Origin of the sequence: Chromobacterium phragmitis, assembly GCF_003325475.1 — a bacterium.
GTDB lineage: Bacteria > Pseudomonadota > Gammaproteobacteria > Burkholderiales > Chromobacteriaceae > Chromobacterium > Chromobacterium phragmitis.
This window is the reverse complement of record NZ_CP029495.1, coordinates 4,297,812-4,311,601: the sequence shown is the minus strand read 5'-3', so window position 1 is coordinate 4,311,601 and position 13,790 is coordinate 4,297,812. Positions and strand designations below refer to the sequence as shown.

Below are 13,790 nucleotides of genomic sequence, written 5' to 3'. Positions count from 1 at the left end.
GCTCGCCGGGCGGTGGTCCGCCCTGATGGTTTCTTTACGAGCGGTTCAAAACGAGCGGGCGACGATGTAGTCGGCCAGTTGTTTCAGGCGCTCCGCGCGCGGGCCGAAGCCCTCCAGCGCGGCGAAGGCCTGGTCGTGCAAATCCTTGGCCATCCGTTTGGCTTCGGCGAGGCCCAGCAGGCTGACGTAGGTGGGCTTGTCGTTGGCGGCGTCCTTGCCGGCGGTCTTGCCCAGCGTGGCGGTGTCCGCTTCGCAGTCCAGGATGTCGTCCACCACCTGGAAGGCCAGGCCGATGCGTTTGGCGAAAACGTCGAGGCGCTCTTTTTCCGCGGCGGACAGTTCGTCGCCGGCCATCGCGCCCATCAGCACCGAGGCGCGGATCAGCGCGCCGGTTTTCAGCATGTGCATGAATTCAAGCTCCGGCGGCGTCAGCGGCTGGCCGACGCTGGCCAGGTCGATCGCCTGGCCGCCGGCCATGCCGGCGTGGCCGGCCGCGTGGGCCAGCGCGCGCGCCATTTCCAGCTGGCTGGCCGGCGCGATGCCGGGCATGGGCTGGGCGACCAGTTCGAAGGCGCGAGTTTGCAGCGCGTCGCCGACTAGCAGCGCGGTGGCTTCGTCATAGGCCACGTGACAGGTGGGTTTGCCGCGGCGCAGCACGTCGTTGTCCATGCAGGGCATGTCGTCGTGCACCAGCGAGTAGGCGTGGATCATTTCCACCGCCGCGCCGGCGCGGGCCAGGTTATCGCGTTCCGCGCCCACCAGCTCTCCAGCGGCGAAAACCAGCAGCGGGCGCACGCGCTTGCCGCCTTCCAGCGTCGCGTAGCGCATGGCCTCATGCAGCTTTTGCGGCGCGTAGTCGGCGGACGGCAGCAGCCTCTCCAGCGCGGTTTCCATGTATTGCTGGATGGCGGTCATCCAGCCGATGAAGGTTTCATTGGCCATTGGGCAGATCCAGCGCTTTCAGTTCATTGTTTTCCAGAATCTTCAGCTGCTGTTCCGCGTCGGCCAGCTTGCCTTGGCAGAACTTGATCAATTCGGTGCCTTGCTTGTAAGAGGCGAGGGCGCTCTCCAGCGGCATGTCCCCGCTGTCCATCGCCTGGATGATGTCCTCCAGCTGGGCCAGCGCGGTTTCGAAGCTGGCCGGCGCTTTGGCGGCTTTTGCCATGGCGGTATTCCTCGTGCGTGTCAGGCCGACATTCTAGTCCAATTCCGCGGCAAAACGACAGTGCCGCGGGACGATGTTTGCCAGGCGGCCGGTTTCGGCGCCGCGGGGATTGGTGTAGGGTGTCGACTCACTTTTCCGCCCGAGGCCCTCCATGACCGACTCCGCCCGCTCCATCTTGATCACAGGCTGCTCCAGCGGCATCGGCTATCACACCGCCAAGTGGTTCCGGGACCGGGGCTGGCGGGTGTTCGCCAGCTGCCGCCGGCAGGAGGATGTGGAGCGCTTGCGCGCGGAGGGTTTCGACAGCCTGCGGCTGGATGTGGACGACACCGGCTCGATCCGCTCGGCGCTGGACGAGGTATTGGCGCGGACCGGCGGCACGCTCGACGCCTTGTTCAACAATGCGGGCTTCGGCCAGCCGGGCGCGGTGGAGGATATCTCGCGCCAGGCGATGCGCGAGCAGTTCGAGACCAATTTGTTCGGCCCGTGGGAGCTGACCAACGCGGTGATGAAGACGATGCGCGCGCAGGGCCATGGCCGCATCGTGTTCAACAGCTCCATCCTCGGCTTCGCCGCGATGCGCTGGCGCGGCGCCTACAACGCCAGCAAGTTCGCGATGGAAGGCTTGTGCGACACTTTGCGGCACGAGCTGCACGGCACCGGCATCCACGTGGCGCTGGTGGAGCCGGGACCGATCGAAAGCCGCTTCCGCCCCAACGCGCTGGCGCGTTTCTTGAAGAACGTGGACATAGACGGCAGCGTCCACCGCGACAATTATCAGAAACAGCTGGAGAGGCTGAAGAAGGAAGGCCATGCCGCGCCGTTCACGCTGCCGGCGACGGCGGTGGCCGAGGCCGTGTGGCGGGCGGCCACCCGCCCCCGCCCCCGCGCCCGCTACCGGGTCACCTTTCCCACCAAGCTGTTCTGGTTCCTGCGTCGTTTCCTGCCCCAGCGTTGGTACGACGGCGCTTGCCGCGGCGCGACATGATGCATCCAAGTCCTTAATTGAATTTTCCTGATGCCATCTTGATATTTTTTTGTTGATCCGCGTAGCGAATTGGCTTTACATTCATTCGCGCTTGTCATGGCTGAGGCAGTCGGCGATGACAGGGGCAAAGAATAAGCCGGCCGCCAAGGCCGCGCGCTACGAAGGAGAACAAATCAAGATGACGCACCTGAAATGGCTGCCCATGCTGGCATTGGGCGGCTCGCTCGCGCTGTCCGCTCACGCAGCCGACTCTAACAAAGTGCTCCGGGTATCGATCTCTGCGCCGGAAACCGGTTTCGACCCCGGCAAGGTCAACGACGTATATTCGATAGGGGTTATCGAGAATATTTTCGAGCCGCTGCTGAAATACGACTATCTGGCGCGACCGCTGAAGATCAAGCCCAATACCGTGGAGGCGATGCCGGAAATCTCTCCGGACGGCACGGTGTACACGGTCAGGGTCAAACCCGGCATCTACTTTGCCGACGATCCCGTGTTCAAGGGCAAAAAGCGCGAGCTGACTGCCGCCGATTACGCCTACAGCTTCAAACGCTACGCCGACCCGGTGGTCAACTCCCCGGTGTCCAATATGATGACCGACTGGATCGTCGGTCTGGAGGAGGCGGGCAAGCGCGCGAGCAAGCGCGGCAAGTTCGACTACGACAGCCCCATTCCCGGCATCCAGGTGCTGGACCGCTACACCCTCCGGCTGACGCTGAAAAAGCCGAATTACATTTTCAATTACACGCTTGCGGCCAAGCAGTTCGGCGCGGTGTCGCGCGAGGTGATCGAGGCTTACCGCAAGGACACCATGTCCCATCCGGTGGGCACCGGTCCCTTCATGCTGAAGGAGTGGAAGCAGGGCAACAAGATCGTGCTGGCGGCCAATCCCAATTACCGCAAGGTGGTGTTCGACGGCGAGCCGGGCGACAACCCGGAGGACCAGAAGATCGCCAAGGCGCTGGCGGGCAAGACGTTGCCGGTGGTGGGGCGGGTGGAAATCCGAGTGATCGAGGAAGAGCAGCCGCGCTGGCTGTCTTTCCTCAACCGCCAGCTGGATTGGGTGGTCCTGCCCAAGTCGGCGGTGAAGACGGCCTTGCACATCAATGAGGCGGGCGAAACCGAGCTCAGCCCGGCGCTGGTCAAGCGCGGCATCCAGCACTCGCGCACCCAGGCTCTGGATGTCACCTATGCCTACTTCAACATGCTGGATCCGGTGGTGGGCGGCTACAGCAAGGACAAGATCGCGCTGCGCCGCGCCATCGCGCTGGCCTATCCGGTGCAAAAAGAAGTGATTCCCTTGTATTACGCCAACCAGGCGGTGCCGATGAAGGGCTTCGTCACTCAGGGCATGCCCGGCTCCAGCCCCGGCTTCAATGGCCAGATGCCGTACGATCCGGCATTGGGCAACGCCTTGCTGGACCAGTTCGGCTACAAGATAGGGCCGGACGGCTACCGTACTTTGCCGGACGGCAAGCCGTTGCAGATTATTCAGGCGACCCAGCCGTCCGCGCTGGACAAAATTCTCAATCAAATCTGGCAGAAAGCTTTCGACAGCCTGCATATCCGGGTGCAGTTCAAAGTGGCCAAATGGAACGAGAATCTGAAGAGCGCTTATGCCCACAAGCTGCAGATGTGGAGCCTGGGCGGAACCGCATCGATGCCGGATGGCGACGACAGCATGGTAGAGCTGTGGTCCAAGAGCATAGAAAGCGGCAGCAACCTGCCCGCGTTCAGCCGGCCGGAGTTCGACCGCGCCTTCGAAGCGTCGCGGCTGTTGCCGGTGGGGCCGGAACGGGAAGCCAAGTTCGAGCAGATGAACCGCGTCGTCGCCGCCTACCAGCCGGTGGTGCTGGGCGTCACCCGGATGTACAACGAGCTGACCCAGCCCTACGTGATCGGCTTCAAGCGCCACCCGATATCTTCCATCGGCGGCTTCTGGCGCTACGTCGACGTCAATCGGAACTGAATCCTATCCAGCCAGACTCCGCCGGCTATTGTCGCCGGCGCAAGGGAATAAAACATGTTCGCATTCATCGTACGCCGGCTCTGGCAGATGATCCCCACCATGCTGGGCGTCATGCTGCTGGTGTTCGTGCTGTTCAACTGGGTGGGCGGCGACCCTACCTTCATTCTTGAAGGCAAGCGCCTCACGCCCGAGATGCTGGCCAATATCCGCGTCCAGCTGGGCCTGGACAAGAGCCTGCCGGAGCAATTCCTGCTGTTCGTCAAGCAGGTGCTGACCTATGACTTCGGCAACTCCTGGGCGACCCAGCAATCGGTGGCCGGCACGCTGGCCAACCGCGTCGGCCCGTCGCTGACGCTGGCTGGCAGCCTGCTGGTGCTTGAGCTGCTGACCGCGCTGCCCATCGCCGTCGCCGTCGCTTATTTCCGCGGCACGCTGACCGACCGCCTGGTCACCATGATCTGCACGGTGGCGATGTCGGTGAGCTCGCTGGTCTACATCATCGTCGGCCAATACCAGCTGGCGTTCGCGATGGACCTGTTTCCGGTGATGGGCTGGGACGACGGCAGCCTGGCCACCAACCTGCTGGTCTATCTGCCGCTGCCGCTTCTCCTGGGCATTCTGGTGGCGCTGGCGCCCAGCGTGCGCTTCTATCGCAGCTTCGTGGTGGAAGAGCTGAATCACGATTACGTGCGCACCGCGCGCGCCAAGGGCCTGTCCGAGCCGCGCGTGCTGTTCAAGCACGTGCTGCGCAACGCGCTGATTCCCGTCGTCACCAACATCACCATGTCGCTGCCTTTCCTGATGCTGGGCTCCATGCTGCTGGAGCGCTTCTTCGGCATTCCCGGCATGGGCAACGAATTGCTCAACGCGGTGGACAAGAGCGACTTTCCGGTGATCAAGGCCATCACCATCACCATCGCCACCGCGGCCATGGTGTTCAACCTGCTGGCGGATGTCCTGTACAAGTGGATCGATCCGCGCGTTCAGCTGAAGTAAGGGGAGTGTGACGATGACGACATTGCAGAATCCCGCCGGCGCCGCGCCGGCAGCCGTCCCGTCCCGCAGCCTGTGGGGGCTGGGCTGGCAACGTTTGAAACGCGACCGAATCGGCTTTGCCTGCTTGTGGATCGTGCTGGCCTTCATGTTGCTGGCGTTGACGAGCTGGTTGGGTCTGAGCGGCCGGAACTGGAACGATGAAGTGGCGGTGTCCTACGCGCCGCCTACCTGGATTTATCAGCAGGCGCACAAGACCGGGGCTGCGCGCCCTCATGCGGCGCAAGCTGTGGACGGCACCGGGTTGCGTCCGCAGGAGGACCCGATCTGGGCGGAAACCCAGGCCGCGATGAAGCACCGCGACAAGTACGTGACGCCGGAAGTCAAGAAAGCCGACGCCTTGCCGCTGGGCGCGGACATCCGCGGCCGAGACATTCTGGACAAGGTGATCAAGGGCACCTCCACCTCGCTGTTCGTCGGCTTGTTCGGCGCGCTGCTGTCGGTGGTCATCGGCGCGTCGCTGGGTGCCTGCGCCGGCTTCTTCGGCCGCAAGGTGGATGATTTCCTGATGTGGTTCTACAACGTGTTCACCGCCATGCCGGACATGCTGTTGCTGCTGGCTTTCGCCGCGGTGGCCGGCCGCGGGTTGGGCACGGTGATCCTGGTGCTGTCGCTGACCAGTTGGCCGGGCACCTTCCGTCTGGTGCGGGCGGAGTTCATCAAGCTGCGCTCGCGCGAGTTCGTGCAGGCCGCCGACGCCATCGGCGCCAGCAGCGCGCGCCGGATGTTCGTCCACATCCTGCCCAATGTCTCCCACCTGCTGCTGGTGCAGTTCTCCCTGTTGATGGTGGGCCTGATCAAGTACGAGGTGATCCTGTCCTTCCTCGGCTTCGGCGTGGATTCCCGCCAGGTGAGTTGGGGCTCGATGCTGTCCGAGGTGCCGGAGGAGCTGATGCAAGGCTATTGGTGGCAACTGGCGGTGGTGGTGGCGTTCATGTCGCTGCTGGTGACGGCATTCAGCATGCTGACCGATTCCCTGCGCGACGCGCTGGACCCGAAGGTAAAGTGAGGATCACACCATGAGCAACAACAAGACTTTGCTGTCGGTCCGCAACCTGCGGGTGCGTTTCCGCCAGGAAGACGGCGGCCGCTTCGAGGCCTTGAAGGGCGTCAGTTTCGACATCCCGGCCCACCGCACGGTGGCGCTGGTGGGCGAGTCCGGCTCCGGCAAATCGGTGACGTCGATGGCCATCATGCAGCTGCTGCCGCCGCAGTCGAGCGAGATCGATCCGGCGTCCGAGCTGCGTTTCGACGGCCGCGACCTGCTGGCGTTGAGCGCGTCCGAGCTGCGCCGGCTGCGCGGCAAGGACATCGCGATGATCTTCCAGGAGCCGATGAGCTCGCTGAACCCGGTGTTCACGGTGGGCGAGCAGATCGTGGAGACGCTGACGCTGCACGGCGGGCTGAGCCGCTCCGCGGCGTGGAAGCGCGCGGTGGCGCTGCTGGCCGAGGTGGGCCTGCCGGAGCCGGAGAAGCGGGTGAAGGCTTATCCGCACGAGCTGTCCGGCGGCCAGCAGCAACGGGTGATGATCGCCATCGCCATCGCCTGCGAACCCAAGCTGCTGATCGCCGACGAGCCGACCACCGCGCTCGATGTCACGATTCAGAAGCAGATCCTGCAGCTGATCGCCGACCTGCAGAAGAAACACGGCATGTCGGTGCTGTTCATCACCCACGACCTGGGCGTGGTGGGCGAGTTCGCCGACGAAGTGATCGTGATGCGCCACGGCGAAATCCGCGAGCAGGGCACGGTGAAGCAGATCTTCGAAAACCCGCAGGACGCCTACACCAAGGCGCTGTTGTCGTGCCGCCCGCACCTGGACCGGCGTCCGGCCCGGCTGGCGGTGATCGACGATTTCCTGAAGCCGGAGCCGTACGCGGAGCCGCCGCACCGCGAGCGCGGCTACGCGGCGGGCGACGAGATCGTGCTGGACGTGCAGGGCCTGTGCAAGAGCTTCGACATCCGCGAAGGGCTGTTCGGCAAGCGGCAGTTCCACGCGGTGAAGGACGTGTCCTTCCAGCTGGCCAAGGGCAAGACCCTGGGCATCGTCGGCGAGTCCGGCTCCGGCAAGACCACGGTGGGTCTGACCCTGGTGCGGCTGCACCAGGCGACGGCGGGCCGCGCGCTGTTCCACGGCCAGGACCTGATCGGCATGAGCGCCAAGGCGTTCCACGCCTACAAGAAGCGGATCCAGATCATCTTCCAGAACCCGTACGCGTCCTTGAACCCGCGCTTCACGGTGGAGCAGATCCTGACCGAGCCGATGCAGCTGCACGGCATCGGCCAGGACGCCGGCCAACGCCGCCGGCTGGCGCAAGACCTGCTGGACAAGGTGGGGCTGCCGGCCGGGGCGCTGGCCAAGTACCCGCACGAGTTCTCCGGCGGCCAGCGGCAGCGGATCGCGATCGCGCGCTGCCTGACGTTGAAGCCGGAAGTGCTGATCTGCGACGAGTCGGTGTCGGCGCTGGACGTGTCGGTGCAGGCGCAGGTGCTGAACCTGCTGCAGGACCTGCAGGACGAATTCAAGCTGTCCTATCTGTTTATTTCGCACGATCTGGCGGTGGTGAAGCACATCTCGGACCAGGTGCTGGTGATGAACAAGGGGCAGGTGGTGGAGCAGGCGGATGCGGACGTGATCTACCGCGAGCCGAAAGACGGGTACACCAAGAAGCTGCTGGGGGCGATTCCGCAGGGGTGGAGCCCGGCGCTGGCGCCGGCCTGAGGCGCGCGGCGGGGTATCGAGACCAACCGGCCCGAGAGGGCCGGTTTTATTTTGGCGCGTTCAGCTATCGGCGAAGTCCATGGTCATGCTCCATGGCGTCTGCTGGCTGATGGAGTAGGCGACCTTGGCTTCGCCGCCGCCATCGGTGACGGCCAGCAGGCCGCTGTTTTCATCCTGGCCCAGAGACAATTGGTAAAAGCCGTCGCCGCCGTAGTCGTAGTCGGGCCCGTCGGCGAAGATCACACCCATCATGTAGGCGTTGCCGGGACCATCCCAGTCCACGCTGATCCGAGCGGAGAGGTCCGGTCCCAGCGCGTAGCCGCGGGGCAGCGGTTTGCCGTTCAGCAGCAACTGCTGGTCGTCCCAGTTGGGGTCGCTGTCGATGTAGATGTCGTGGCTGGAGTGATTCTTGACCGTGACGACGGGCTGGCTCATGCCGTTCTCCTTGCGATGACGCCGGTTTGGCGCTCCGCAAGGATAGGGAAGCGGCTGCAAGGATGGGGCAATGGCCGGCCTATCAGCCAGGGGCGGGCGGATTGAGCTCGCCATTGGTCAGTTGCGCGAGCAGCCAGCCCGCGGCTGCGCCTAGCGGCCGATTGGCGGCCCATACCAGATCCACCGGCATGCGTTTGGGCCAGCCGGGCGCGTCCAGCTGTTTGAGCTCGCCGCCGCCGAAGCTTTTCACCAGCCAGCTCGGCAGCTCCGCCCAGCCCACGCCCAGGCGGGCCATATCCAGCAGCATCAGGTAGCTGGGCGCGTACCACCGGCGCGGTCCGGCATGGGCCGGCGTCTTGTCGCAGTAGGTGTTGAGGCGCAGCTGGCGGTATGGCTCCAGCGCGTGCTCGTCCACCTGCGGCATGTCCGCCAGCGGGTGGCGATGGGAGGCGAACAGCGCCAGCTCGCTGCCCTCGCGCTGGCGCTGATGGCGGATGTCCGGCGGATAGCGTTCCATCGCGCCGACCAGGCCGAGCTGCGCGCGGCCGGACAGGATCAGATCCAGCACGTCTTCCTGCTCCCCGGCCAGGCATTCCAGCTCCAGCAGCGGGTAGCGTTCCTCCAGCCGGCAGGCGACGCTTTCCAGCGTCTGCGACTGGAAGGTGTCCGACAGCACGATGGTGAGGCGGGTTTCCACGCCAGCGATCAATTGTTCCGCCTGGCGCAGCATGTCCTGGCTGCCGGCCATGATTTGCCGCGCCTGCGGCAGCAGCAGCCGGCCGGCCGCCGTCAGCGCCGGCTGCCGCGAGGAACGGTCGAACAGCGGGTTGCCCAGGTCGATTTCCAGGTTGGCGATGGCTTCGCTGATGGTGGACTGGCTTTTTCCCAGTCTGCGCGCGGCGGCGGAGAAAGAACCGAGATCCGCGGCGTAGACGAAGGCGGATAGCGCGTCCAGAGAGAGAGACATATCGGATAGTCCGATGGATTGTATTTTTATAGTATCCGAAAAACCAATCATGCTGCCAAGCATTGTACTTACGCGGCAAGGAGCGAACAATGCAAGCGACCGATAAGAAACTGGGCGAACGGATACTGCACGCGGTGCTGTACGAGGCCTGCGCGATGGCCCTGCTGGTGCCGCTGGCCGCGTTGGTCCTGCGGAAGAACATGTTGCACATGGGCGCGCTGGCGTTGATGATGTCGACCGCCGCCATGTTGTGGAACATGGTATTCAACGCATTGTTCGAGCGCCTGGAGCGACGCTTCTGCTGGCAGCGCACCGTCGCGGTCCGCAGTCTCCATGCCTTGGGCTTCGAGGGCGGTCTGGTCGTATTGCTGGTGCCGCTGGCGGCGTGGTGGCTGGATACCGGCTATTGGCAGGCTTTCCTGCTGGACCTGGGTTTCTTTGTCTTCTTCTTGCCCTACACCTATGCATTCAACTGGCTGTACGACCACTTGCGCGCGCGCTTCGTCGCCCGCCGGGCGTTGTCGGCCGTCACGGAGTGATTGATGAAAGTCTGGCTGTTCCTGATGGGGGCCATCCTGTCGGAGGTGGTGGCCACCTCGGCGCTGAAGGCGTCCGAGGGCTTTACCCGGCTGTGGCCGTCGCTGCTGACCGCCGGCGGTTATGTGTTGGCCTTTTACCTGCTGTCGCAGACTCTGCGCCATATCCCGGTCGGCGTCGCCTACGCGCTGTGGTCGGGCATCGGCATCGTGCTGGTGTCGCTGATCGCCTGGTTCCTGTACGGGCAGAAGCTGGATATGCCGGCGCTGATCGGCATGGGGTTGATCATCGCCGGGGTGGCGGTGATCAATCTGTTCTCGCGCAGCGCCGCGCATTGACAACCCCTCACTCTTGGGAAGGTTTTCTGCGCCGGTCTGATTCCTGTGCCAATATGGATTGATCTTGTTGTTTTTATTACAAGATTAACTAAACGTCGCTAAATATTGGTATCGGGGTTGGTCTGCGTTGCGTGCCGGCGATCAATGGCTTGTCGGCCAAGTCTGGAATGGCCAAGCCGTTTCTCCCAAGGGTGGAGGGCTGGCGGGTCTGCAACCGGCGGTGTTGTCCGCGCCGGTGGGTCAGGCTTGCGTGTGAGCGGACTCCGCCCATCGCCGTGGGGGCTGGCATGTCGATTTTGTCCATTTGCGGAGTCCGGGGCGGCTGCGGCGCCACCGCCATCGCCGCGGCCATGGCCTGGTATCGCGAAGAACAGGGCAGGCCCGTTCTGGCGATAGACTTGTGCCCGCAGAACTTGTTGCGTCTGCATTTCGGCGTGCCCTGGAGCGAGCAGGGCGGCTGGCATGCCAGTCTGCGGCATGGCACCGACTGGGCCGAGTCCGCCTGGCAGATCGGGCGAGGCCATCTGTCGCTGGTGCCGCACGGCGCTTGGGCTGCGGGCGAGGATGGCCCGGCCGCGGGCTGGCTGCGGGCGGAACTGGGCAGGCTGGCAAGGCCGGTCGGCGATATGGTGCTGCTGGATACGCCCTTGTGGGCGCAAAGCTGTCGTGACCAGGCGTTTTCCGTGGCGCGCCATGTGCTGGCGGTGCTGCCGGCCGATCCCATCAGCTGTGTGTTGTCGGATAATCTGGAAACGGAGTTGGTGGCGCGCGGCGTGCCGCGCGAGGGCATTTTGTTCGTCATCAATCAGTTCGATCCTGCGCGCCGGCTTGACCGCGATGTGGAGAATCTGTTGCGCAATATGCTGGGTTCACGGCTGGCACCGCTGCCGGTGACCCGCGACGAGGCGATGCGGGAAGCGCTGGCGGCCGGCGTGCCGGTCTCCGTATTCGCGCCGGAAAGCCAGGTGGCGGACGATTTGCGGCAATTGGCGGTGTGGCTGGCAGTCAAGCTGAGGCGGGATGTGGAGAGCCAGGCCGCATGAGGCGCGCGGTCTGGGCGGCATTCAGCCTGGCCTGCGGGCTGCGCCACCCGGCGGACTCCCCAAGCATGTCCCTGGCCGTGCTGTCATTGCTGTTCGTGACGCCGGCGCAGGGCTGGGAAGCCTGGGCGCGCCGCGCGCGTGCTTACTTTCCACATGTGGATTTCGATCGGCCGAGCCTGGCGGATGCCCTGCGCATCCTGTTGCAGCTGCTGTGGCTGGCGCTGGTGAAGCCGCCCGGCCGCCACATGGCCTACGAGAGCGATATGCTGTCGGCGTTGCGCGACGCGAGGCGACTGGCGTCGCGGGCGTTCGACGCATGGCGGCGCGGTTTCGCCGCGTTGGCCGCGCGCTATCCCTCCTGTTTCGACCCCGAGAGGCTGAGACGGACCACCGAGGGCATGGCGGGCTATGCCGCCTGGGAAAGCGCGGCGCTGCGTTACGCTTGCTACCTGATGACCGCGATGCTGGCGGCGATCTGCGTCACCACGCCTTTTGACGAGTCGTCTCAGGCGGTGTTTTCCGCGGTGTTGCTGTTGATCGCGCTGTGGGTGCGGCGCATTCCCGGCCAGGTGTCCAATCTGGTGTTGATGGTGTTTTCCATGGTGGTATCCACTCGCTACATCTGGTGGCGGGCTACCAGCACCATCAATGACGATACTTGGTTGAACCTGACCTTCGGCTTGATTTTGCTGATGGCCGAGATCTTTGCCTGGATCGTGCTGCTGCTGGGTTTCTTCCAGTCGTCATGGACGCTGAAGCGCCTGGTGGCGCCGTTGCCGGAAGACAATGAACGATGGCCGACGGTGGACGTGTTCATCCCCATCTACAACGAGCCGCTGCGGGTGTTGAAGCCCACGGTGATGGCCGCGCTGGCTTTGGATTGGCCGTTTGACAAGCTGCGGGTGCATGTTCTGGACGATGGTTGCCGGGAGGAGGTGCGGACATTTGCGGAGTCGGTCGGCGCAGGCTACATCGTCCGGCCCGAGCACAAGCATGCCAAGGCCGGCAACATCAACCACGCTTTGGGCGTCACTTCGGCTTGCTTCGTCGCCATTTTCGATTGCGATCATATTCCCACCCGTTCCTTTCTGAAATCCACGATGGGAGGCTTTCTCAAGGACGACAAGCTGGCCCTGGTGCAGACGCCGCATCATTTCTTCTCCGCCGACCCATTCGAGCGCAATCTGGACACCCATGGCAAAGTGCCGAACGAGGGCGAGTTGTTCTACGGCCGGGTACAGGACGGCAACGATTTGTGGAACGCCACCTTCTTTTGCGGCTCTTGCGCGGTGCTGCGGCGCAGCCATCTGATGGAGGTGGGCGGCATCGCCACCGATACCGTCACCGAGGACGCGCATACTTCGCTCAAGTTGCATCGACTCGGTTATCGCTCTTCCTACATCAACGTAGTGCAGGCGGCGGGCCTGGCTACCGAGAGCCTATCCGCCCATATTGGGCAGCGTATCCGCTGGGCGCGGGGCATGGCGCAAATCTTCCGCTGCGATAACCCGCTGCTAGGAAAGGGCTTGAGCCTGGCGCAACGTTTTTGCTACCTGAATGCGATGTTGCACTTTCTTAATGGCGTGCCCCGGCTGGTGTTCCTGACCTCGCCGATGGCGTTTCTGATTTTTCATGCCTACACCATCTACGCGCCGGCGCTCGGCATCGTGCTGTACGTGGTGCCGCACATGATTTTCTCGGTGCTGTCCAATTCGCGTCTTAACGGGCGCTTCCGGCGTTCGTTCTGGGGCGAAGTGTACGAGACGGTGCTGGCCTGGTATATCGTGATTCCCACTACAGTAGCCTTGCTTTTTCCCGGATTGGGCAAATTCAATGTCACCGCCAAGGGCGGAGTGATGAACCAGGACTTTGTCGACTGGGATATCTCCAAACCCTACCTGTGCCTGCTGGCCTTCAACTTGCTTGGCATCGGTTTCGGGGTATGGCGGCTTGCCGCCGGGCCAGATTACGAGATGGGCACCGCTGTCATCAATATGTTTTGGGCGGGCTATAACGCGATGCTGCTGGGCGTGGCGCTGGCGGTGGCGAGGGAGCTGCGCCAGGTGCGTGTCGCCCACCGAGTGCGGGCCAGCCTGCCGGTGACGCTGCACCTTCCAGACGGCAGGGCTTACCGATGCTGGACGCTTGACTATTCTGAAGGAGGCATGGCGCTGCAATTGGCGCGAGAACTGAGGCTGAGTCTGGCGCGCGACGCCGAACTGACCGTGTCGCTGCGGCTGGGGGAGCGCAGCTTCGCTTTTCCTTGCCAACTGGTGTTCGCCAAGGGCGACAGGCTCAGCGTGCGCTTCGCGGACTTGTCGTTGGAGCAGGAGGGGGAGTTGGTGCAATGCACGTTCGGCCGGCCGGATGCCTGGGTGGCGCGGGAAGAGTTCAAACAAGAGTCCAGCCCCTTAGGCAGCGCGTTGGACATTCTTCGCATGGGATGGCACAGCCTGCGCGGTTTGCTGCTGCTGGCAGTTCCAAGCGGGGCCGATAGCCGGCGCGGAAGCGTCGCGTTGAAATGGCTGCTGAGCCTGTTGCCGAGGCAGCCCTTCTTGACTCAGGACTGAGC

Annotated in this window: 13 protein-coding genes; 9 read left to right on the top strand and 4 right to left on the bottom strand. The window is 63.9% G+C overall.

The annotated features are described in order from the left end of the window. Positions 1-45: 45 nt before the first annotated feature. Together DK842_RS20375 and DK842_RS20370 are read right to left on the bottom strand one after the other, a co-directional pair. Positions 46-942: a polyprenyl synthetase family protein gene (locus DK842_RS20375; RefSeq protein WP_114063105.1), complete on the bottom strand. Its 897-nt coding sequence runs from the start codon at positions 940-942 to the stop codon at positions 46-48. After that, a complete protein-coding gene (locus tag DK842_RS20370; protein WP_114063104.1) occupies positions 932-1,165 on the bottom strand; it encodes an exodeoxyribonuclease VII small subunit in 234 nt (77 codons plus the stop codon). The genes DK842_RS20375 and DK842_RS20370 overlap by 11 nt, the downstream gene beginning before the upstream one ends. Before the next feature lie 151 nt (positions 1,166-1,316). Here DK842_RS20370 and DK842_RS20365 point away from each other — a divergent pair, with 151 nt between their 5' ends. From DK842_RS20365 to DK842_RS20345, 5 genes are all read left to right on the top strand, one after another. Next, positions 1,317-2,153, top strand: a complete 837-nt coding sequence (locus tag DK842_RS20365; RefSeq protein WP_114063103.1) for an SDR family NAD(P)-dependent oxidoreductase — start codon at positions 1,317-1,319, stop codon at positions 2,151-2,153. A 178-nt stretch (positions 2,154-2,331) separates the two neighbouring features. Further along, complete coding sequence (locus DK842_RS20360; RefSeq protein ID WP_114063834.1) at positions 2,332-4,122, top strand: ABC transporter substrate-binding protein; 1,791 nt, start codon at positions 2,332-2,334, stop codon at positions 4,120-4,122. A 54-nt stretch (positions 4,123-4,176) separates the two neighbouring features. Continuing rightward, positions 4,177-5,118, top strand: a complete 942-nt coding sequence (locus DK842_RS20355; RefSeq protein WP_114063102.1) for an ABC transporter permease — start codon at positions 4,177-4,179, stop codon at positions 5,116-5,118. 13 nt (positions 5,119-5,131) lie between these two features. Further along, on the top strand, positions 5,132-6,184 hold the full coding sequence (locus DK842_RS20350) for an ABC transporter permease (RefSeq protein ID WP_114063101.1): 1,053 nt from the start codon (positions 5,132-5,134) through the stop codon (positions 6,182-6,184). 10 nt (positions 6,185-6,194) lie between these two features. Next, entirely contained in the window at positions 6,195-7,898 is a 1,704-nt protein-coding gene (locus tag DK842_RS20345) for an ABC transporter ATP-binding protein (RefSeq protein WP_114063100.1), read from the top strand. Between the two features lie 60 nt (positions 7,899-7,958). On the opposite strand, the gene DK842_RS20340 is transcribed toward DK842_RS20345, so the two are convergent. Further along, positions 7,959-8,333 (bottom strand): hypothetical protein, encoded by a 375-nt coding sequence (locus DK842_RS20340; protein ID WP_114063099.1) that lies wholly within the window; start codon positions 8,331-8,333, stop codon positions 7,959-7,961. Positions 8,334-8,415: 82 nt separating this feature from the next. After that, on the bottom strand, positions 8,416-9,300 hold the full coding sequence (locus DK842_RS20335; RefSeq protein ID WP_114063098.1) for a LysR family transcriptional regulator: 885 nt from the start codon (positions 9,298-9,300) through the stop codon (positions 8,416-8,418). A gap of 89 nt (positions 9,301-9,389) precedes the next feature. Here DK842_RS20335 and DK842_RS20330 point away from each other — a divergent pair, with 89 nt between their 5' ends. From DK842_RS20330 to bcsA, 4 genes are all read left to right on the top strand, one after another. Beyond that, complete coding sequence (locus tag DK842_RS20330; RefSeq protein WP_114063097.1) at positions 9,390-9,839, top strand: multidrug/biocide efflux PACE transporter; 450 nt, start codon at positions 9,390-9,392, stop codon at positions 9,837-9,839. A gap of 3 nt (positions 9,840-9,842) precedes the next feature. After that, the gene (locus tag DK842_RS20325) at positions 9,843-10,175 is read left to right on the top strand and encodes an SMR family transporter (protein WP_114063096.1); all 333 of its coding nucleotides are present in this window, start codon (positions 9,843-9,845) and stop codon (positions 10,173-10,175) included. 287 nt (positions 10,176-10,462) lie between these two features. Next, on the top strand, positions 10,463-11,218 hold the full coding sequence (gene bcsQ, locus DK842_RS20320; protein WP_168191740.1) for a cellulose biosynthesis protein BcsQ: 756 nt from the start codon (positions 10,463-10,465) through the stop codon (positions 11,216-11,218). Further along, complete coding sequence (gene bcsA / locus DK842_RS20315) at positions 11,215-13,788, top strand: UDP-forming cellulose synthase catalytic subunit (RefSeq protein WP_114063094.1); 2,574 nt, start codon at positions 11,215-11,217, stop codon at positions 13,786-13,788. Before bcsQ ends, bcsA begins: the two co-directional genes overlap by 4 nt. The last annotated feature ends 2 nt before the right edge of the window (positions 13,789-13,790 follow it).

Coding starts and splice junctions, on each gene's coding strand:
- DK842_RS20375 (WP_114063105.1), bottom strand. CDS start 942: ATGGCCAATGAAACCTTCATCGGCTGGATGACCGCCATCCAGCAATAC.
- DK842_RS20370 (WP_114063104.1), bottom strand. CDS start 1,165: ATGGCAAAAGCCGCCAAAGCGCCGGCCAGCTTCGAAACCGCGCTGGCC.
- DK842_RS20365 (WP_114063103.1), top strand. CDS start 1,317: ATGACCGACTCCGCCCGCTCCATCTTGATCACAGGCTGCTCCAGCGGC.
- DK842_RS20360 (WP_114063834.1), top strand. CDS start 2,332: ATGACGCACCTGAAATGGCTGCCCATGCTGGCATTGGGCGGCTCGCTC.
- DK842_RS20355 (WP_114063102.1), top strand. CDS start 4,177: ATGTTCGCATTCATCGTACGCCGGCTCTGGCAGATGATCCCCACCATG.
- DK842_RS20350 (WP_114063101.1), top strand. CDS start 5,132: ATGACGACATTGCAGAATCCCGCCGGCGCCGCGCCGGCAGCCGTCCCG.
- DK842_RS20345 (WP_114063100.1), top strand. CDS start 6,195: ATGAGCAACAACAAGACTTTGCTGTCGGTCCGCAACCTGCGGGTGCGT.
- DK842_RS20340 (WP_114063099.1), bottom strand. CDS start 8,333: ATGAGCCAGCCCGTCGTCACGGTCAAGAATCACTCCAGCCACGACATC.
- DK842_RS20335 (WP_114063098.1), bottom strand. CDS start 9,300: ATGTCTCTCTCTCTGGACGCGCTATCCGCCTTCGTCTACGCCGCGGAT.
- DK842_RS20330 (WP_114063097.1), top strand. CDS start 9,390: ATGCAAGCGACCGATAAGAAACTGGGCGAACGGATACTGCACGCGGTG.
- DK842_RS20325 (WP_114063096.1), top strand. CDS start 9,843: ATGAAAGTCTGGCTGTTCCTGATGGGGGCCATCCTGTCGGAGGTGGTG.
- bcsQ (WP_168191740.1), top strand. CDS start 10,463: ATGTCGATTTTGTCCATTTGCGGAGTCCGGGGCGGCTGCGGCGCCACC.
- bcsA (WP_114063094.1), top strand. CDS start 11,215: ATGAGGCGCGCGGTCTGGGCGGCATTCAGCCTGGCCTGCGGGCTGCGC.